Raw genomic sequence first — 17,122 nt, forward strand, 5'->3', positions numbered from 1 at the left:
GCTTCTTCGCCCGCGGTGATCGGCCGTTCGAGGGGACGCCGCGCTGGCTGGTGAGATTTCGAGGCGGCCGAGGTGGGGTCCGGGTTAGCCTCCTGGGTGTGATGCAGCGGCCGGACGGGTTCGACCTCGACCACCACGGTGATCTGGAGGTCGGTCATGGACTTGTCGATCTCGCAGTCAACGTCCGAACCGGTACTCCGCCGGCCTGGCTGGTCGAGGAGATCGCCGGAAGCCTGACGGACCTCGCGTCGTACCCGAGGCAGGAGCCGGCCCTCGCCGCGGTCGCCGCTCGGCACCACTGCGAGCCCGGGCAGGTGCTCCTCACCGCGGGCGCGGCCGAGGCGTTCGTGCTGATCGCGCGGGCCTTCAAGACCAAGCACCCGGTCGTCGTTCATCCCCAGTTCACCGAACCCGAGGCGGCCCTGCGGTCGGCCGGGCATCTGGTCGACCGGGTGATCCTGCGGCCCGAGGACGGGTTCGTGCTCGACCCGCGGGCGGTACCGGCCGACGCTGATCTCGTGGTGATCGGCAATCCGACCAACCCGACCTCGGTACTGCACCGCGCGGACGACCTACGGGAACTGGCCCGGCCGGACCGGATCCTGGTCGTCGACGAAGCGTTCATGGACGCGGTGCCGGGCGAGCCGGAGTCACTGGTCGGCGCCTCGATCCCGGGACTGATCGTGATCCGCAGCCTGACGAAGACCTGGGGTCTGGCCGGGCTGCGGGTCGGGTACGTCGTCGCCGCCGCCGGGCTGATCGAGCAACTGGCGGCGGTCCAGCCGCAGTGGCCGGTGTCCACTCCTGCACTTGCCGCGGCAATTGCTTGCAGCAACAAACGCGCGCTGGACGAATCAGCTCAGGCGGCCCTGGAGATCGACCGGCACCGGGCCCATCTCCTCGACGGCCTGGGCTGCTCTGCGGGTCTCCCTGGCGGCGCCTCGGAGCACGCGGGTCCGCAGTACGGGATCGGCGGCGGCTCGGGGTACAGGCGGGTGGAGACGTTCGGGGTGGCGCGCGGGCCGTTCGTGCTGGTGCGGGTGGAGGGGGCAGCGGAGCTGCGGGAGGTGTTGCGAGAGCGGGGATTTGCCGTTCGGAGGGGTGACACATTCCCGGGGCTGGGGCCAGACTGGCTGCGGATCGCTGTGCGGCCGGACAGTGTCACGGACGGCTTCCTCAAGGTCTGGCGCGACCTGCTCGGCTGACGTCGGCGATCGCTGCTGAACCGAGGGCTCGCTGTAACCCGCGCAGAGGTTTGAGCCAGATCTACTTTGCGCACAGGGAGTCCACTCAGGTACTCCAGGCAATCCCGAAGGGAGCAGCATCATGGGCATCAACGACGACGACATGACAACCTCGTCCGGCGGAGGCGAAGGCCTTGCCGACGGTGGCGCGACACCCGGTGCGCACGACGGGGGCGCCGATGGAGGTGCGGACGGCGGCGCCGGTGAAGGACCCGCGGACGGTGGCGCTGTGAGCGGTGCGACCGACGGTGGTGCCGACGGCGGCGCGGACGGTGGCGCCGACAGTGGTGCGGAGGGTCCCGCGGATGGTGGCGCCTCACCCGGCGCGACTGACGGCGGCGCGGACGGTGGCGCCGAAGGACCCGCGGACGGTGGCGCCTCGCCAGGTGTCAGCGATGGCGGTGCCGACGGAGGAGCCGACAGCGGTGCCGAAGGACCTGCCGACGGTGGAGCTTCTCCGGGAGCCACTGACGGCGGGGCGGACGGTGGCGCCGGCGGAACCTCCGGGAGTTGATGATTCCCGTGCCGGAAGCCGGGCCGCCGCCGGACGGGCACCCGGCTTCCGATCGCCCCACCTCCGGTCGCTCGGCTTCCGATCGCCCCGCGCTCCGGCGCTGCATCGCGGCTGACCTCGGCGAGTTCAGCAGCTCGTACTGGGGGTCCCAGGCTCTGCTGTCACCTGCCGAGGAGCTAGCGGGTCGCTTCGACGACCTATTCAGTCTGCAGGCCGCTGACGAGTTGCTGTCCCAGCGCGGACTCCGTACGCCGTTCCTGCGGATTGCCAAGAACGGGGCGGTCGTCGGGGACGGGCAGTTCACCGGGGCCGGCGGAGTGGGCGCCGAGATCGCGGACCAGGTCCGAGACGACAAGGTGGCTGCACTGTTCGCCGGCGGGCACACCGTCGTACTGCAGGCGCTCCACCGCACCTGGCCGCCACTGGTCGACTTCGCCACGCAGTTGTCGTCCGAGGCCGGGCACCCGGTGCAGGTCAACGCGTACATCACGCCGGCGGAGTCGCAGGGGTTCTCCGCGCACTACGACGTACACGACGTCTTCGTGCTGCAGGTAGCGGGCGAGAAGCACTGGACGGTGCACGAACCCGTGCATGTGGATCCGCTCCGCAACCAGCCGTGGGCGGACCACTCGTCGGCTGTTGCCGCAGCTGCTCGGGACAAGGCGCCGGTGATTGATGCCGTACTGCGCCCGGGTGATGCGCTGTACGTGCCGCGCGGCTTCCTGCACTCGGCCAAGGCGCTGGGTGGAGTCAGTGCACACCTGACGGTCGGCCTGCACACGATGACGCGGTACCTCCTCGTGCAGGAGCTGGCCAACCTCGCCGCCGAGGAGGCCGAGCTGCGGACTGCCTTGCCGCTCGGGTTCGACCCTGGCGATCCGGCGCAGGTCGCCAAGGTGCTGGGGAAGGTGTCGTCGCTCTTCGCCGAGAAGATCCAGACTGCTTCGGCGGACGAACTCGCCGCACGGCTCCGCCGCCGTACCTGGTCCGGCAACCGACCCGCACCACTGCCGCCGCTCGCCCACGCCGCAGCGATCGCCGCCCTCGCTCCCGGTACTGCGGTACGCCTGCGCGCCGGTCTTCGGTATCGCCTGGTCGCGGGTGATCCGGTCCGGCTGCAGCTCCCGGACCGGACGATCTCGTTGCCTGCAGCAACGTATGACGCGCTGACGCGATTGCTCTCAGGGGACGAGCTCAAGGTCGGAGAGTTGCCCGGGCTCGACGAGGCCGACCAGCTGGTGGTGGTCCGTCGCCTGATGACCGAAGCAGTGCTCGTCGCGAGCACTCCGTGACCCACCCCTCCCCACCCAACCCGCGACCCACCAGCCCGGACTCGCGGCCCGAGCCCTCTCCACCCGACCCGCAGTCGCCGGCCTCGGAGTCGCGATCCGACCCTTCTCCAGTTGGACCGCGCTCGCCTGAATCGGTTTCGCCGTCCGAGGTGCTGAGGTGCGCCGCGTCCGCCGAACTCCGCGGTGACTCTCTGGTCGCCTCAGCCCCGCCGGCGGAGCGCTGGCTCCTGATCGAGTCCCGCACCCCCTGGCCCCGCCAAGCCCTCAACGCCCTCCGACCCGCCGACCCGACCACCGGCCTCGACCTGGCCGCCGAGGTCACTCGCCTGTGTGTTGCTCAGCGATGCCGACCTGCTCTGATCCGGCGCTACGGCCGCACCGACCGCACAGTTCCCCGCCGGTGGGCGATGGTCGACAGCCGTCCGGGCCACGAGTCGATCCGCTGGGGCGACCTCCCCAACGACGACCACCTGCTGAACGTCCTCTCCGGCGCCGACCCAGGAACCCCCAGCACCGAACCCATTTACCTCGTCTGCACCCACGGCCGCCACGACGCCTGCTGCGCCATCCGCGGCCGCCCCGCGGCAGCAGCCCTCTCAGCCACCTACCCGGACGAGACCTGGGAGTGCAGTCACGTAGGCGGCGACCGCTTCGCCGCCAACCTGGTCTTCCTCCCCCACAGCCTGTTCTACGGCCACGTCCCTGCAACCCATGCCGCCACCTTGGCAGCCGAATACAACAAGGGCTTGATCGTCCCCGCCTACTACCGAGGCTCGGCCGCAGTACCCCCACCCGTCCAAGCAGCCCAACACTTCGCCCGCGAAGCAGGCCTCTCCCTCTCCGTAGACGCCCTCCACCCCCTAGCCGTCCACCAACTGGCCCCAACCCACTGGCAGGTCAACCTGGACAACGAGGGTCACCCGCTCGAGGTAGAAGTCACCTCCCACCAAACAACCATCAACGCCGCCTTGACCTGCGCCGCCACCGCCCCCGGCCAAGCCCGAATCTTCACCCTCACCACCCCCATCAAACTCCCCTAGCCACCCACCCCTGACAGGCGGCCGAAGACTGGAGAGTCCGGCCCACGCCTGACCGAGGGATGAGGCTGTCGCCGGGATGGGATGACCCGCACGGGACTCCAAACCGGGACTGCGGACACCTAAGCGGGACCGCGGACACGCTATTCCTAGTTAAAGGTCCCCACTTCTTATCCGAGGTCCCGGCAGGGTTCGGACCCGCCGCAGACGCACGGTCGAGGAGACACCTGGACCGGGGCTGGCGAGTGGACGGGCCGGACCGCCAGCACTCACCAACCACGTCCGACTCCCCGGCGCGCCGCCTGGCGACGCTGGCGACGCCGGGCCGGTGAACTATCGGCGAGGCTGCTGAGTGGTGGCGGTCCGCCGCGCCGAGGTACGCCTACTCCGGGGTGGGAAGTTGGCGGTCGGACGTGTGGGCGCCGTAGTACTCGGATTGGCGGGACATGATTTCGGACATGGGCGTGCCTCGGGGGACGCCGTAGACGGTGCCGGGGAAGTCCAGGTCGCGTTGAACCTGCCAGAGGTCGTCGTGGCGGTCTGGCGAGAAGAGCTGGGCAGGGTTGCCAGCGGCGATCCAGCCGATCGGCAGGACCGTGCCGGGAGCCAAGTGGGAGTTGACGTGGAGGACGCTGTTGATGCGGAGCTCGGCACCTGCGCCGGCCACTGAACCCGGGAAGAGGGAGGCGCCCGTGGCGATGAAGACTTCATCTTCGACCGTGGCGCCATTCACGTGGGCGTGCGGACCGACCAGTACCGAGTCGCCGATCAGCGCGGGATGATCCGCCCGGCCGCGGACCAGGGCGTTCTCCATTACGACGCTGTTGACCCCGAGGCGGACCTCGCCGTTCTCCGCGGTCAGTACTGCGCCGTGCAGCACCCGGCTGCCTTCGCCCAGCACGACGGCTCCGCAGAGCACGGCCGAGGGCGCGACGTACGCGGACTCAGGGACGACCGGTTGCCGGCCGCGGTGTTCGAGCAGCATCAGGAAATCCTCTCGTCGGACATCACCTCAGCCATCCTGTCTCAGTTGTGCTTTTCGTCGGGCGGGTTCTCCACAGCCCGGGCCCTCACTGCCCGGGCGGCCATCGCCCGATCCCGGCCGTCCACATCGAAGGTGGGAGGTTCGGCCGTTCGAACGAAGGTCTGACATGGCAGGTGGAGAACCGCGAGCTACAAAGAGGACATTAGAACATCCGTTCGAACAGCGCAAGCATGGCTGACACGTCAGCGAGCCGCCGACGTCAACCCACCAAAGTCCTTACAAATAAGGCCTTGCAGCGACAAGCAAGGTCAGTCCGGACGACGCACGGCAGCGTTGGGAAGCACCCGCTCCAACCCGACGATCGTCGCAGCGGCCAGGAAGGCGAGTACCGAGATCGCCAGCCACGGAAACTCGTGCTGTACCTCGAACAACTGCGCGAAGAACGCCGGCACCAGCACGCTCGCGAACGTGAACGAGTACTGCCAGTACGACAGATACTTCCCGTGCCCGTTGCTAGGAGCTACCGCCGCAGCCAGCGCGTTGCCCGTCGCCGCATGCAACACATCCGCCGCAGCGAAGACCACCGTCGCCAGAATCAACCCAGGCACCACCAGCTCAGTCGGAACATGCAGCAACCCGGCCATCAGCAAGCCCCAGACCGCCCACAGCACCCCGGCCAGTACAAGCACCTTCGTACGCCGCCGCCGCTCCGTATGCCGCACCACCAACGTCTGCCCAGTAGCTAGCACCACAGACACCGCCGCCAGCAGCACGCCCACGATCCACTTAGGCGCAGGCAGTGCCTCGGACACGTAGACCGGCAGCGCGACGCCCATCAGCATCGTGCACAACGCGAGCACGGTGTTCGCGCCGATCAGTACCAGGAATGCTTTGTCCTTCCGCAGCAACGGCGCAGGCCCGCTGTCGGCCGCCGCAGCCGCCCGGGCCTCGTGCGAGGCGTGCAGCCGCGTCAGTAGGAAGCCCGCAACGAAGAAGGTGACGGCATTCACCGCCATCGCGACCAGGAACGGCCCGTCGCCGCCGATGCTGAGCAGTATTCCGGCCGTCAGCGCGCCGAGCCCGAACCCACCGGCCTGCATCATCCCGGCGAGGCCGAACCAGCGATCCCGGTCGCCGGGATCCGAGATGTCCGACAGCAGGCTGAAGATCGCCGACCAGAACACCCGCTGCCCGGTCGTCGTCACCAGCGCGCAGAGGAAGAGCAGCCACAACGACCGCCCGAAGAAGAACCCGACGAAGGCCAGACCCTGCGCGAACTGGGCACCGATCACCAGGTTCCGCGGCCCGACCCGGTCGATCACCACCCCGACAGCGGCCGGTGCCGCGATCGAGAACATGGTCGCCACCGTCAGCATCAGCCCGGCCGTACCCAGCGGGATCTCCGCGACCCGGACGAAGAAGAGCAGCAGCAGCGGCCCGGCGCAACCACCGCCGAAGGAGTCGATCGCCAGACCGAACAGCAGTGGCGATCGACCGCGGACATTCGGCAGTCCGAAAGACGTGGCTGTAGGCATGGAAGTGACAACCTGCTCACAGTTGGGGGCTTCCGGCCGACGAGAGTAACAAGGGCCGTCCGGAAGCCTCCACTCTATTTCACCCCTGCGGCGCCGCCTCCCGCACCGACACGTGCCGCAACGGCCGCCAGGCGACCGCGGTCGTCACCACCATCCCCACGAACGCGACCAGGAACGGCGCCACCAACCCGAAATTCTGAGCCAGCACGCCGCCCAGCAGCGCCCCGACCGCGGCACCACCCACGGCCGCCAGTGCGTACACGCTGTTCACCCGGCCCATCAGCGCGTCCGGAGTCGCGAGTTGCCGAGCAGTCGTCGACACGATCCCCCACACCACGGCGTGTACTCCGAATACTGTCATCGTCACGCCGGCCACCCACGGATTCCGGGTCAGCGCGAGGATCAGGTGAACGGTTGTCTCGATGACAAGCCCGGCGCGCAGCAGGGTCAGGCTGCCCACCCGCGGCTCGAGGAAGTGGTACACCGGCATCCCGGCGAGCGCGCCGATCGAGGTCCCGGAGATCAGCAACCCGTACTGCGTGTCGCTGAGCCCGAGCCGTTGCTTGGCGTACAACACCCACGTCGCGAAGGCCGCCATGAAGGTGATGTTCATGACGAGGATCGCCAGCGCCAACGTCCGCACCCCCGCGTGGTTCCACAGCCAGTGAACCCCCTCGCGTACGTCGAGCCACAGCGCAGTACGGGCTGTTCCGTCCGAGACAGGCGGGCGGACGCTGACCCGGGACATCAGCGCCGCGGCGGCCGCGAAGGTGACCGCGTTGAGGAGGAACGGGACGCCGGCAGCCACGGCGAACAGCAGGGCTCCGATCGCCGGACCGACCAGCTGGTTGCCGATGGTGCCGGTCAGGTAGAGCCGGGCGTTCGCCATCCCGAGGTGCGCCTTGGGAACAGCGCTGACGAGCAACGCGCCGGATGCATTGTCGGCCAACGTCTCGGCGGTGCCCATCAGGAACAAGACGGCATACACAGCCCACAACGGAGAAGCATCAAGCAGTACTGCGAACCCGAGCGCGCCCAGTACCAAGGCGCGAAAGGTGTCGGCGGCAACCACCATCAGGCGGCGGTCGAGCCGATCGGCGAGGGCGCCGCTGAACAACGCGAACAGCAGCCAGGGGAGTTGCTGGATGAAGGCGGCCGCACCAACGGCGGCGGGTTCATCGCTGATGGAGGCGACCAGCAGCGGTCCGGCGGCGAGCATGGCGCCGTCGCCGAGGTTCGAGATGGCCGCGGCGGGCCAGATCTTGCGGAAGTCCCGCCCGAGCTCGGGTGGGAGAAGAGAAGGACGCATCGACGCTCCAGAGGACTGACGGCAGGCTGGACAGGCGACGCCACTCGACGTCACCGGGTCGCCCGGTCAGAAGCCCTGCCTCAGCGGATGCTGATCAGTGCGCCGACCGGACGGTGCGGGCCATGTCCTCCGATGACCTGGACATCGCTCCCACCTCCTGCCTTCGATGCGGGACGGGCGGTTGCTCCGCTCCATCTCGGCCCAGACCTTACCGGCCGCGACCACCCCGCCGGCACCCATTTCTGCCCTCAGCAGCAAGGTCGCGTCCACCCCCACCGACCAGGAGCGCTATCCTCGACGATCGGCAGCCCGCTCGGTTTCCCGACGGTCCGCCTGGAGGGTTCGCATAGTGGCCGAGTGCGCTGGTCTTGAAAACCGGTATGGCGGGTGACCGTCATCGTGGGTTCGAATCCCACACCCTCCGCGTAATCAGTGCCGAAAATGGCCTCCGACCTGCTGAGCGCGCCCACGCTACTTTCCTGCTGCTAGTCCGGCGGGGTCCCGTGACTACGAACCTGGACCGTTCGTCATCCGATCAGGGTGTCCGGGCCTCCCAGGTCGGCTGTTGGGGGTCGTCGTTGTGCACGATGATGTCGGCGTGGTCGGTCGGGCGGGCTGTGTCGAAGTAGAACTGTTGGGAGGGTATGTAGCGGCTGCGGTAGCGTCGCTCGACCTCGGTGGCGGATCTGACGGGGCTTTGGTCTCGGGTCCGGGCGCGATCCAGGGTCCTCTCGAACGCGGTGGACACGAAGATGCGCAGGTCCCACCGGTCGATCAGTTCCGGGCGCAGGAGGAACACGCCGTCGAAGAGCAGCACGGCGTCGGTGGGTGCCGTCGTGACCGGCCGGGACAGTGCGGTATCCGTGACTTTGTCGTAGACCGCCTGCTGGAACCTTCGGTTTCCGCCCGGGCCCAGCGGATCGAGCAGGACCCGGTGCAGCGCGTCGAAGTCGAAGCTGTCGTGATAGCAGCCTTCGGCAGAGTCCTCGCCGCGCCGATAGCGCTGTGACCGGGGGGTGAGGAAGTCTTCGATCGTCGCGCGGATGACTTGGCGGCCCTGCGCGCGCAGTACGACGGCGAGCTCGTCAGCCAGCGTGGTCTTGCCGGCGGCAGGCGGTCCGTCGACGGCGACCCGCGTCGGGTGTGCCGTCGTGACGGATCCGACCGCCTCGGCCAGGCGACTGAGCAGCTCTTCGCGGGTGCCGTTGTCCATGTTCTGCCGCCGTCCCTGCGTCGTGAATGTCGCGTCGAGCGCAAGAGCCGGTACCCCAACCTTGTCTCCGGCCCTCTCGGTCCAACGTCAGTGGCAGGAACGTAGTGGTTGTCCAACATCCATGGCAATCGATCCAGGCTCGGCGTCAAAGGGCACCGATCCTCACTTTCTGCCGCTAGCCTGTCGGATCCGGAGCGAGGCGTTCGTAGCAGGGGTGAGAGGCGGCCGGAGGAAGGCCGCCGGGACAAGGAGTGATGAGATGCCGCGGTACCTGATCTCGTTCGAGAAGGGCGCGATGGACCACTTCGCCGAGGAGGACTGGCCCGAGGTGGGCAAGGCCTCCCACGCGGTGGAGCAGGAGGCCAAGGACGCCGGCGTGTTCGTCTTCGCTGGCGGGCTGGACTACGAGGACGACGACGTGGAGGCCGCCGTGGTGGCCGTCGACGGGGTGGTCACCGACGGCCCGTACCCGGAGAGCAAGGAGCTCATCGGTGGCGTGATGATCGTCGACGTACCCACCCGGGAGGCCGCCCTGGAGTGGGCCGCCAAGAACGCGGCCGCCTGCCGCTGTGCGCAAGACGTCCGCAAGTTCATGTACGACCCAGAGGTCGAATGAGATCACGTTGACGCGGTAGCTGCTGTCCGATCACCCGGGTCCAGTGGGCCCGGGTGGTGGCCGCCGTCACCCGCTGGTTCGGGTCCGATCTGGTGGCGCTAAAGGGAGGCCAGGACGCTTCTGGCCTCGTCCAAACGGTCCCGCTCGCGCTGCAGGAGAGCGCGACGATCGGTGGCTGCGTCTGCCCGCTCAGTCAGTGTCCGCGCAGCGAGGACGTCCAGCTCCAGCGTCATCCAATCGGCGCAGGCGTCGAGCACTGCTTGGCCATCTCGCCGCCACACGTCCGCTTCGGCCTCGAGCTCGGCAAGACGGGACCGGCTGCTCGCCAGGCCGTTCCGGTACTCCTCGAAGAGGATCGAGTAGACCCGGGCATCCACATCACCGGCGTTGCGAGCGCCGTCGAGTCGATCAAGGTAGGCCTCGTGGTCCCGCGCGTGCTGCCTAGCGGCTGCGAGCCGCTCCCCAAGTTCGGGCAGGGCCACGCCGGCCGCCACCCTGATGCCGACGATCCTGGCCTCGGTGGGCGAGATCTCACCCAGGCAGGCGCGGATCTCGGCGACCTCGAGATCGAGCAGCACCTCCAGCAACGCGACCTGCCGGGACAACTGCTCGGTCAGTCCAGGCAACTGCTTGACCCTGTCCCGGACCTCGACAAAGGGCTGAAGCACCCATGCGCGCAGGTCACCCGACTTCTCAACGGTCCGGGTCTGCACCTCCTTGAACCGTTTCTGCAATGAACCTGAGAGGCCAGACGACCGGTCCGAACCATCGGCCTCGGCCGGTCCTGGCTCGCCAGCGAGGTTCGCTTTCAGGATGGCGTCCACGAGCCGGCCCAACTGCGCCACACGGCTCAAGATCTGCTTCCAGGCCTGAGTTCGCCAGCGGATGTCCACGAGGAGTTCCTGGTCCTCCCGCGCCGCCTCCAGGTCCAGCTCGCTCTCCGCCGGGGGGTGGTACCGCTGGGCGAGCGCAGCAACGGTGTCCAGTTGGGATAGGTACGCCTCGAACTGGGCCGACGAACTGGCGACGAGATCCGTCCACGTGCTGAGCGGGATCCCGGTCTGCTGCTTGACGTACTGGCTGGTGACGCCCTGAACGGCGCGCATGGCGCCCATGATCGGCAAACCGATCATGCCGAATCCGCCCCACTGCTGCCCCAGTCCTCCACCGCCCTGCGTGATCACCTGGAGGGCTGCGCCGACGGCCTCCAGGGTCTCGGAGACGGCCCGGCACTCCGCACTGACCGTGTCGACCGTGCGGTTCAGAGCAGCAAAAGTCGTCCTGACGTTCTCGATCGAAGGTGCCGTGAGGGCGTCGACGCGCTCGATGCCCTCGGTGAGCCCGTAGCTGCCCATCCTCGATCTCCCCCTCACCGCGCTTGCCGCATGCGGCCGCTCATCTTGCGGAGAAGTCCGGGGCGCCCGCTGATACACCGAGCGACCACTGGCGCCGGCCCGGGTTTCGGTTCGCGCAGCTTCTCGTCCGCGCAGGGTGAAGCGCACCGACGGACTCGTCCGTAGCTTGAGATCGTGCTCAAACGAACTGCGCTCGGGTGGCCGGCGATCGCGATGGCCGTGGCCGTCTTCGCCGGCGGATGTACTACGTCCTCGGCTCCACCTGACGGGTCGGCAGCCGAGACCACCCCAACGGCGCAATCAACACAGACGGCCGAGGCCGCGGTCGATCGCGAGGCGATAGAGGAAGACGAACAGACCGCCGTCAAAGCGGTGGACGGGTTCTGGCGTCGTCACTTCGCCGAGCTGTTCGGGGAGCCGTACCGAAGTCCCCGCGTCGCCGGGCCATACATCGGCACGAACGGACCGTCCTGTGGGGGCGAGCCCTCTGTGCCGTTCAACGCCTTCTACTGCCAGCCCGGCGACTTCCTGGCGTGGGACGAGGACCTGATGGCGGCCGGCTACAGCCAGATCGGCGATGCGTGGGTCTACCTGATCATCGCGCACGAGTGGGGCCATGCGATCCAGGCGAGGCTGGACAACGACCTGGTCTCGGTCGCGGCAGAACTCCAGGCAGACTGCCTGGCAGGGGCCGCGCTGCAAGGGGCAGCTGATGAGGGGGTGATCGCGTTCGAGCCCGGCGACAGCGAGGAACTCGCCAACACGCTGGCCGCCGTCGCGGACGACTACCCCTGGACCAAGGAGAGCGACCACGGCAGCGCCGAGGAGAGGACCTCGTCGTTCAACACCGGCGTACGAGGTGGAGTCCCGGCCTGCATCTGAACCCCTGCGGCGACCTCTGTCGCCCTATGAATTGCTGCTGACGTTGGCCTTCATCAGGATCTCCTCGTCGGCCAGCCGGGGGGAACACCCGACGAAGACGAGCGCCGCGCCCGGTACGCCCCAGCCCAGGAAGGTCGCGGTGATACTGGCAGTCAGCGCCTGATTCTCTGCTTCGGTCGTGACCGTCCAGATCCCGGCCATGAGGTGGGCCGACTCGTTCAGCGCGATGCCGATCAGCACATAGCCGACGATGATCAGAACCCGTCCAGCCCGATCGTGGAAGCCACGCCGCCTCCCCGCGCGCCACAGATACGCGCCTACCGTGACGATGACCGCTCCCCAGACAACAGTGCTGGTGGCGTCGGCGCTGGCCTCCGGAGCGCTACCGGCGAACTGGTTCGGCAGCTCCATGGTGTCGAGGACGCGGCGAACGCCCCGCACGATCGTGATCAGGCCAACTGCGATCGTCCCCGCTCCCATGCCCCAGAACAGGGTTTGGGGCTCGGCCACCCGGCGCGAGCCATCCCCCACCATCTCGATCTACCTGCTTCCCCACCAGCTCACTGACTCTTCACCTGGCGGAGTAGTCACCACGTCACGCTGATACAGCCCTACAGCTGGGGGGCGGTGGCCTTTACGCCGGTCAGCAGGTGCTTGAGGACGAGGTTGTAGTGGGCGTCGCTCCCGTAGTTGCCCATTGAGGTGGCGACGCTGATCGTCAGGGGGAACTGGTCGGCGGGGAGGGCTGCCAAGGCGGCAGGGAGGGTTGGTTCGGCGGAGTCGTCGCGGGCGACGGTGAAGGCGGACCAGCCGTAGTTCAGGGCGATGATGCCGCTGAAAGTGGCGACGGCGGCGTCGTCGGTGATGCCTCCGCGGGCGAGGATGCGCAGCGCTTCTTCGCCGATCCGTACTGCGTTCAAGCCCGGGCTAGGGTGGCTGAACAGAGGTGCGACGGCCCATGGGTGCATCGCCAGGAGCCGGCGGTGTGAGCGGGCGAAGGTTCGCAGGTCCTCGAGCCAGTCGTCGGTGGGCGGCGCGCATTCGAAGCGGCCGAGGACTGTGTCCAGGAGTGCGTCGACCAGCAGTTCCTTGGTGGCGAAGTGCCGGTAGAGCGCCATCGCGGACGACTCCAGCTCGGCGGCCACGGCGCGGACGGTGAGCGCCTCGAAGCCTTCAGTGGTCGCTACGCGCTCGGCAGCCTCGACGATGCGGTCGGGGGTCAGGGACCCGCGCGGCCTGCGCTGGCGTTGCTGCGGCGCAAGTGACGTGGTCTGGGGGGTTGACGGCTCCATGTGTACAGCGTACGTTATCTCTCAAGCGTACAAAGTACACAAACTTTTGGAGCATCTGATGATCGTTCGCTGGCTTCCCACCTTCCTCGGTTTCCCCGTCGGCGGCTGGCTCGCTGCCCAGGCCGTCGGATCCGTCCGCGGCCCCGGTACCGCGGCGCTCGCCGGCTTGATCGCCGGCCTGGCCATCGGTGTCGCGCAGTGGCTCGTACTGCGCTCGCGCGGGGCTGATCTCCGCTGGGTGATCTACACGGCGCTCGGCATGACGGTCGGCGGTGCGGCCGCCGCCGTTCTGACCGGCGCAGACACTGACGTGAAGTCGCTCGTACTCACCGGCCTCGTCGCCGGAGCCGCAGTGGGCGTGGCCCAAGCCACCCTGCTCGCACGCAGTCTTCGGGCCGGGATCGCGTGGAGTGCATTGGTGAGCATCGCCTGGGGGCTGGGCTGGCTGACTACGGCCAACGTCATCGTCGACGCCGAGAGCGGCTTCATCATCTTCGGCTCGAGCGGCGCGCTCGTGGTGACCGTACTGACCGGTCTGGGAATGCGGTGGTTCCTGGCTGTCGAAACTCCCGCGAAGGTCGTCCCCGCCACGTCGCCGGTCGCTGAAGCCCACCGATGAGCAGCGCCACGGTGACCGGCGTGACGCTGGTAGCCCTGCCGCTGGCCTTCAACGCCGCCTTCGCTGCACTGGCCGCGAAGTTCGAGTACCCCGACATACTGCGCCGCCCGACCCGTGAGGTCCTCGACCGCTTCCGCAGTGGCGGATCGTCCCTGGTCTTGCTGTGGTGGGCCTTCGCGATGACCGCCGTGGCCCTCGCACCCCTTGCTGTTCTTCTTGGCCGCACACTCGATGGCGCCAACGACAACCTGCGCTCCGTCGGCGCCACCATCGGAGTACTGGCCGCGGTCGTGCAGTTTCTCGGCCTGATTCGCTGGCCGTTCCTCGTCCCCTACCTGGCACGCGTTTCTGCCGAGCCCGATGCCGATCCTGCTCGGCGCGAAGCGGTCGACATCGTGTTCCAGTCCTTCAACCGCTACCTCGGCGTCGCAGTCGGGGAGCACCTTGGCTACCTGTTGACCGGCGCCTGGACCGTCCTTGTCGGCGTCGCGCTGACCCAGTCGACGGTCGCGCCCGGCTGGCTCGGGATCCCCGGCATCGTCATCGGCGTACTTCTCGCTCTGTGCTCGCTCGAGTTCGTCGGCCCGTTCGAACAGGCCGGCTGGAAGCTCGCAGGCACCCTCACGCCCATCGTGTACATCGCCTGGTCCTTGTGGCTAATCGCCGCCGGCATCGCGCTGCTGCTCTGAAATCTGTGCTCTGTAAGGGGGTAACGGCAGGAACTCCCTGACGTTCCAGAGTCGGCCTAGCGTGGTGGGTGTGAGCGGCGAGGTGCCGCTGAAGACCTACCGAAAGGCAAGACGTGGAGCTGTTGGCCAAGCAACCGACCACCAAAGGGCCGGCCGAGATGTTCACCGGAGATGTCTGGTTCGACGTCGTCGCGAAGGGCGAAGAACCTTCCCGGCTACGGGCCAACACTGTGCGCTTCAGCCCTGGAGCTCGTACTGCGTGGCACCGTCACACGATGGGCCAGACTCTCTACGTCACCGAGGGAGTCGGGCGCGTGCAGTCCCGTGGGGGCAAGCTGATCGAGATCCGCCCGGGCGACGTCATCTACACCCCGCCGGGTGAATGGCACTGGCACGGCGCAGCGCCTGAGCACTTCATGACGCACATCGCGTTGTGGGAGGGACCCGGTGCCGGCGCCGCCGAGTCCGACTGGGGCGACCACGTCACCGACACGGAGTACCAGGCCGAGCCTGACACTGGCAAGCGCGGGGTTTCAGCTGTCGAGTGAAGTCCAGAAGGCGTTGAGCAAGGGCTCAGGTGGCGGGAGGCACTGGGTTAAGAGAATGGCGGCTGTGTGGCGGTCGGGGTAGTTGAACCAGGTCGTGCCGAGGCCGCCGCCCCAGCCGTAGCGGGTGGGGGACACCTGTACTCCGTAGCCCCAGCCGGCGCCGTCGAGGAAGACTTCGGCTGAGCTTCCGCTGTGCTGGGCAGGTGTGAGCTGATCCGTGGTCATCGCCTGGAACGCCTGAGCGGAGAGCAGCCGGTTCCCCTCGTGCACCCCGCCGGCCAGCATGAACTCGGCGAAGCGTAGGTAATCCGAGGCCGTCGACACCAGGCCGCCGCCGGCGTGCGGGAAGAGAGGGGCCGTGGACCAGTCGCTGCCCTTCGCAGGGTCAAACACCGCCAGCCCGCCCGACCCGTCCTGCGTATAACAAGGCACTAACCGCGCCTGATCCGGTACTGCGAACCCGGTCTCGCCCATCCCCAGCGGCGACAGCACCCGGTCCGCCAGGAGTTCGCCCAGCGGCTGCTCCCCGACCCGAGCCAGCAGCACCCCGAGTACGGCGTACGCGAGGTCGTAGCGCCAAGCCGACCCAGGGTGTTCCATCAACGGGAGCTCACCGAATCGCGCGATCCATTCGTCGGGTCCGACGGCGACAGCGGACGGCAGGGGCGGCCCCATCCCGAGACCAAGGGCATCGGCGGCTTCCGCGACCGGGCACGACTCCACCTCGAACGCGAATCCGAAGCCCATCCGTATCGTCAGCAAGTCCTCGACGGTGATCGCGCGCTCGGCCGGCACCGTCTCGTCCACCGGCCCATCGAGCCGGCGCAGTACCCGGCGGTCGGCCAGCTCGGGCAGCCATCGGTCGACCGGATCGTTCAAGGCAAGGACGCCCTCGTCCGCGAGCATCAGCGTCAGCACAGCCACGAGCGGCTTGGTCATCGAGCTGATCCGGAACACCGCGTCGGTGGTCATCGGCTCGCCCTTGAGCGACGCGTCCCCGACCGCCTCCAGCAGCACCTCACCGTTGTCGCTCACGGCCAGCACCGCGCCGGGCGCAGTACCGGGGCCGAGCTGCTCACCGACCGCGGCCAGCAAGCGCTCTGAGGATATGGATGCCATCAGGACCTCCTTGGCGGCCCATCAAACACCACGCCTCGGACAGAACGAGGCAGCGTTGGTCAGGAAGCAGGCAGGGACAAGTGCTGATGGATCATCTTCCAGCCGTCGGGCTCTCGCTGGAACACCCGCGTCGCCCGCGACCAGTTCTCCTCCGAGCCGTCGACCACGATCCGCGTCAGCCCCCAAGCCACTGCGAGATCGTCCCGGGCCTTGACGGTCAGCTCAGGAACGCTCATCTCCACCTTGCCGCCGGTCTCGAGCCCGGCAGCGCAGATCTCCCGGACCGCGTCCTTCCCCTCGTACTGCAGCGGACCGGCGTATTCGTAGGACACGACGTCGTCCGCGATCGCGTCCATCAGTCCGTCGAGATCCTTGGCAGCGGTCTGTTCCGACCACCGGTCATGCACGTCCCGTACTTCGGACTCCGCGACCGCGGGCGGCGTCTCGGCGGAGGGGAACGAGTGGTGCTCGTGGGTCACCACCCAGCGGCCGTCCTCCTTGCGCAGACCGAGCGTCAACCGCAGCCGGTTCGGCGACCCCTCCTCGAACTCCTCCCGTAGACCGCACTTCAGCAACGCGTGGGCGAAGGCGACGTCCACGCCGGCGGTCACGTCCAGCGAGACGAGCTCGAAGATCGCCCCTGACGCCTGCCACTCGAAGAACCCGGGCCAGGTCTCGCGGTACGCGTCGAGTCCCCGGACCCCGTCGTACGGCGGTGGTACGTCGAACATCACGATGTCGCCGGAGTGGTCCTGCAGCACGGTCTCCAGATCGCCCTCGTGGACCGCAGCGGCCCAGCGCTCGATCAGTGCCCGGATCTCCTGCTCGTCGTTGCTCATCAGCCAGTTCCTTCCAGCGGTGAAATGCTCTGTC

18 protein-coding genes and 1 tRNA gene are annotated in these 17,122 nt (G+C 68.2%); 10 read left to right on the forward strand and 9 right to left on the reverse strand.

The genetic code is table 11. The annotated features are described in order from the left end of the window. The first annotated feature begins 101 nt into the window (after positions 1-101). The 4 genes from cobC to ACFPJ1_RS07350 all read left to right on the forward strand — a co-directional run bounded on the left by cobC (position 102) and on the right by ACFPJ1_RS07350 (position 4,090). On the forward strand, positions 102-1,205 hold the full coding sequence (cobC, locus tag ACFPJ1_RS07335) for an Rv2231c family pyridoxal phosphate-dependent protein CobC (protein WP_380102376.1): 1,104 nt from the start codon (positions 102-104) through the stop codon (positions 1,203-1,205). A gap of 121 nt (positions 1,206-1,326) precedes the next feature. Further along, on the forward strand, positions 1,327-1,758 hold the full coding sequence (locus ACFPJ1_RS07340; protein WP_380102284.1) for a BatC protein: 432 nt from the start codon (positions 1,327-1,329) through the stop codon (positions 1,756-1,758). After that, a complete protein-coding gene (locus ACFPJ1_RS07345; protein WP_380102285.1) occupies positions 1,758-3,050 on the forward strand; it encodes a cupin domain-containing protein in 1,293 nt (430 codons plus the stop codon). The genes ACFPJ1_RS07340 and ACFPJ1_RS07345 overlap by 1 nt, the downstream gene beginning before the upstream one ends. A 149-nt stretch (positions 3,051-3,199) precedes the next feature. Continuing rightward, a complete protein-coding gene (locus ACFPJ1_RS07350) occupies positions 3,200-4,090 on the forward strand; it encodes a sucrase ferredoxin (RefSeq protein ID WP_380102286.1) in 891 nt (296 codons plus the stop codon). Positions 4,091-4,469: 379 nt separating this feature from the next. On the opposite strand, the gene ACFPJ1_RS07355 is transcribed toward ACFPJ1_RS07350, so the two are convergent. The 3 genes from ACFPJ1_RS07355 to ACFPJ1_RS07365 all read right to left on the reverse strand — a co-directional run bounded on the left by ACFPJ1_RS07355 (position 4,470) and on the right by ACFPJ1_RS07365 (position 7,916). Then, complete coding sequence (locus ACFPJ1_RS07355; protein WP_380102288.1) at positions 4,470-5,072, reverse strand: gamma carbonic anhydrase family protein; 603 nt, start codon at positions 5,070-5,072, stop codon at positions 4,470-4,472. 308 nt (positions 5,073-5,380) lie between these two features. Then, positions 5,381-6,607 carry an MFS transporter gene (locus tag ACFPJ1_RS07360; RefSeq protein WP_380102290.1) on the reverse strand — a complete coding sequence of 409 codons (1,227 nt, stop codon included), beginning with the start codon at positions 6,605-6,607 and terminating at the stop codon, positions 5,381-5,383. 79 nt (positions 6,608-6,686) lie between these two features. Continuing rightward, positions 6,687-7,916, reverse strand: coding sequence for an MFS transporter (locus tag ACFPJ1_RS07365; protein WP_380102292.1), 1,230 nt, complete (start codon positions 7,914-7,916; stop codon positions 6,687-6,689). A gap of 335 nt (positions 7,917-8,251) precedes the next feature. Between ACFPJ1_RS07365 and ACFPJ1_RS07370 the strand changes: the two genes are divergently transcribed. Then, positions 8,252-8,340 (forward strand) — tRNA-Ser (locus tag ACFPJ1_RS07370). Between the two features lie 111 nt (positions 8,341-8,451). On the opposite strand, the gene ACFPJ1_RS07375 is transcribed toward ACFPJ1_RS07370, so the two are convergent. After that, entirely contained in the window at positions 8,452-9,129 is a 678-nt protein-coding gene (locus ACFPJ1_RS07375) for a cytidylate kinase family protein (RefSeq protein ID WP_380102294.1), read from the reverse strand. Positions 9,130-9,388: 259 nt separating this feature from the next. On the opposite strand from ACFPJ1_RS07375, the gene ACFPJ1_RS07380 reads away from it, so the two are divergent. Beyond that, entirely contained in the window at positions 9,389-9,745 is a 357-nt protein-coding gene (locus tag ACFPJ1_RS07380) for a YciI family protein (RefSeq protein WP_380102295.1), read from the forward strand. A 98-nt stretch (positions 9,746-9,843) separates the two neighbouring features. Here the strand turns inward: ACFPJ1_RS07380 and ACFPJ1_RS07385 are convergent, their stop codons facing one another. Beyond that, positions 9,844-11,100, reverse strand: coding sequence for a hypothetical protein (locus ACFPJ1_RS07385; protein WP_380102296.1), 1,257 nt, complete (start codon positions 11,098-11,100; stop codon positions 9,844-9,846). Positions 11,101-11,274: 174 nt separating this feature from the next. Here ACFPJ1_RS07385 and ACFPJ1_RS07390 point away from each other — a divergent pair, with 174 nt between their 5' ends. Continuing rightward, positions 11,275-11,982 carry a neutral zinc metallopeptidase gene (locus ACFPJ1_RS07390; RefSeq protein WP_380102298.1) on the forward strand — a complete coding sequence of 236 codons (708 nt, stop codon included), beginning with the start codon at positions 11,275-11,277 and terminating at the stop codon, positions 11,980-11,982. A 24-nt stretch (positions 11,983-12,006) separates the two neighbouring features. On the opposite strand, the gene ACFPJ1_RS07395 is transcribed toward ACFPJ1_RS07390, so the two are convergent. Then, a complete protein-coding gene (locus ACFPJ1_RS07395) occupies positions 12,007-12,393 on the reverse strand; it encodes a hypothetical protein (RefSeq protein ID WP_380102299.1) in 387 nt (128 codons plus the stop codon). A gap of 200 nt (positions 12,394-12,593) precedes the next feature. Continuing rightward, a complete protein-coding gene (locus tag ACFPJ1_RS07400) occupies positions 12,594-13,274 on the reverse strand; it encodes a TetR/AcrR family transcriptional regulator (RefSeq protein ID WP_380102301.1) in 681 nt (226 codons plus the stop codon). A 58-nt stretch (positions 13,275-13,332) separates the two neighbouring features. On the opposite strand from ACFPJ1_RS07400, the gene ACFPJ1_RS07405 reads away from it, so the two are divergent. The 3 genes from ACFPJ1_RS07405 to ACFPJ1_RS07415 all read left to right on the forward strand — a co-directional run bounded on the left by ACFPJ1_RS07405 (position 13,333) and on the right by ACFPJ1_RS07415 (position 15,130). Next, positions 13,333-13,893, forward strand: a complete 561-nt coding sequence (locus ACFPJ1_RS07405) for a hypothetical protein (RefSeq protein ID WP_380102304.1) — start codon at positions 13,333-13,335, stop codon at positions 13,891-13,893. After that, the gene (locus tag ACFPJ1_RS07410) at positions 13,890-14,582 is read left to right on the forward strand and encodes a DUF4386 domain-containing protein (protein ID WP_380102305.1); all 693 of its coding nucleotides are present in this window, start codon (positions 13,890-13,892) and stop codon (positions 14,580-14,582) included. The genes ACFPJ1_RS07405 and ACFPJ1_RS07410 overlap by 4 nt, the downstream gene beginning before the upstream one ends. A gap of 113 nt (positions 14,583-14,695) precedes the next feature. Then, positions 14,696-15,130, forward strand: coding sequence for a (R)-mandelonitrile lyase (locus ACFPJ1_RS07415; RefSeq protein ID WP_380102307.1), 435 nt, complete (start codon positions 14,696-14,698; stop codon positions 15,128-15,130). On the opposite strand, the gene ACFPJ1_RS07420 is transcribed toward ACFPJ1_RS07415, so the two are convergent. After that, the gene (locus ACFPJ1_RS07420) at positions 15,116-16,249 is read right to left on the reverse strand and encodes a serine hydrolase domain-containing protein (protein ID WP_380102309.1); all 1,134 of its coding nucleotides are present in this window, start codon (positions 16,247-16,249) and stop codon (positions 15,116-15,118) included. The two genes, ACFPJ1_RS07415 and ACFPJ1_RS07420, sit on opposite strands and share 15 nt — an antisense overlap. Positions 16,250-16,308: 59 nt before the next feature. After that, a complete protein-coding gene (locus ACFPJ1_RS07425) occupies positions 16,309-17,088 on the reverse strand; it encodes a YybH family protein (protein ID WP_380102310.1) in 780 nt (259 codons plus the stop codon). Positions 17,089-17,122: the final 34 nt, after the last annotated feature.

The organism is Kribbella qitaiheensis (assembly GCF_042657745.1).
In the GTDB taxonomy this organism is placed as follows: Bacteria; Actinomycetota; Actinomycetes; order Propionibacteriales; family Kribbellaceae; genus Kribbella; species Kribbella qitaiheensis.

Excerpts from the sequence above, each read along its gene's own strand:
- cobC (WP_380102376.1), top strand. The coding sequence starts at position 102 with ATGCAGCGGCCGGACGGGTTCGACCTCGACCACCACGGTGATCTGGAG.
- ACFPJ1_RS07340 (WP_380102284.1), top strand. The coding sequence starts at position 1,327 with ATGGGCATCAACGACGACGACATGACAACCTCGTCCGGCGGAGGCGAA.
- ACFPJ1_RS07345 (WP_380102285.1), top strand. The coding sequence starts at position 1,758 with ATGATTCCCGTGCCGGAAGCCGGGCCGCCGCCGGACGGGCACCCGGCT.
- ACFPJ1_RS07355 (WP_380102288.1), bottom strand. The coding sequence starts at position 5,072 with ATGCTGCTCGAACACCGCGGCCGGCAACCGGTCGTCCCTGAGTCCGCG.
- ACFPJ1_RS07360 (WP_380102290.1), bottom strand. The coding sequence starts at position 6,607 with ATGCCTACAGCCACGTCTTTCGGACTGCCGAATGTCCGCGGTCGATCG.
- ACFPJ1_RS07365 (WP_380102292.1), bottom strand. The coding sequence starts at position 7,916 with ATGCGTCCTTCTCTTCTCCCACCCGAGCTCGGGCGGGACTTCCGCAAG.
- ACFPJ1_RS07375 (WP_380102294.1), bottom strand. The coding sequence starts at position 9,129 with ATGGACAACGGCACCCGCGAAGAGCTGCTCAGTCGCCTGGCCGAGGCG.
- ACFPJ1_RS07380 (WP_380102295.1), top strand. The coding sequence starts at position 9,389 with ATGCCGCGGTACCTGATCTCGTTCGAGAAGGGCGCGATGGACCACTTC.
- ACFPJ1_RS07385 (WP_380102296.1), bottom strand. The coding sequence starts at position 11,100 with ATGGGCAGCTACGGGCTCACCGAGGGCATCGAGCGCGTCGACGCCCTC.
- ACFPJ1_RS07395 (WP_380102299.1), bottom strand. The coding sequence starts at position 12,393 with ATGGAGCTGCCGAACCAGTTCGCCGGTAGCGCTCCGGAGGCCAGCGCC.
- ACFPJ1_RS07400 (WP_380102301.1), bottom strand. The coding sequence starts at position 13,274 with ATGGAGCCGTCAACCCCCCAGACCACGTCACTTGCGCCGCAGCAACGC.
- ACFPJ1_RS07405 (WP_380102304.1), top strand. The coding sequence starts at position 13,333 with ATGATCGTTCGCTGGCTTCCCACCTTCCTCGGTTTCCCCGTCGGCGGC.
- ACFPJ1_RS07410 (WP_380102305.1), top strand. The coding sequence starts at position 13,890 with ATGAGCAGCGCCACGGTGACCGGCGTGACGCTGGTAGCCCTGCCGCTG.
- ACFPJ1_RS07420 (WP_380102309.1), bottom strand. The coding sequence starts at position 16,249 with ATGGCATCCATATCCTCAGAGCGCTTGCTGGCCGCGGTCGGTGAGCAG.
- ACFPJ1_RS07425 (WP_380102310.1), bottom strand. The coding sequence starts at position 17,088 with ATGAGCAACGACGAGCAGGAGATCCGGGCACTGATCGAGCGCTGGGCC.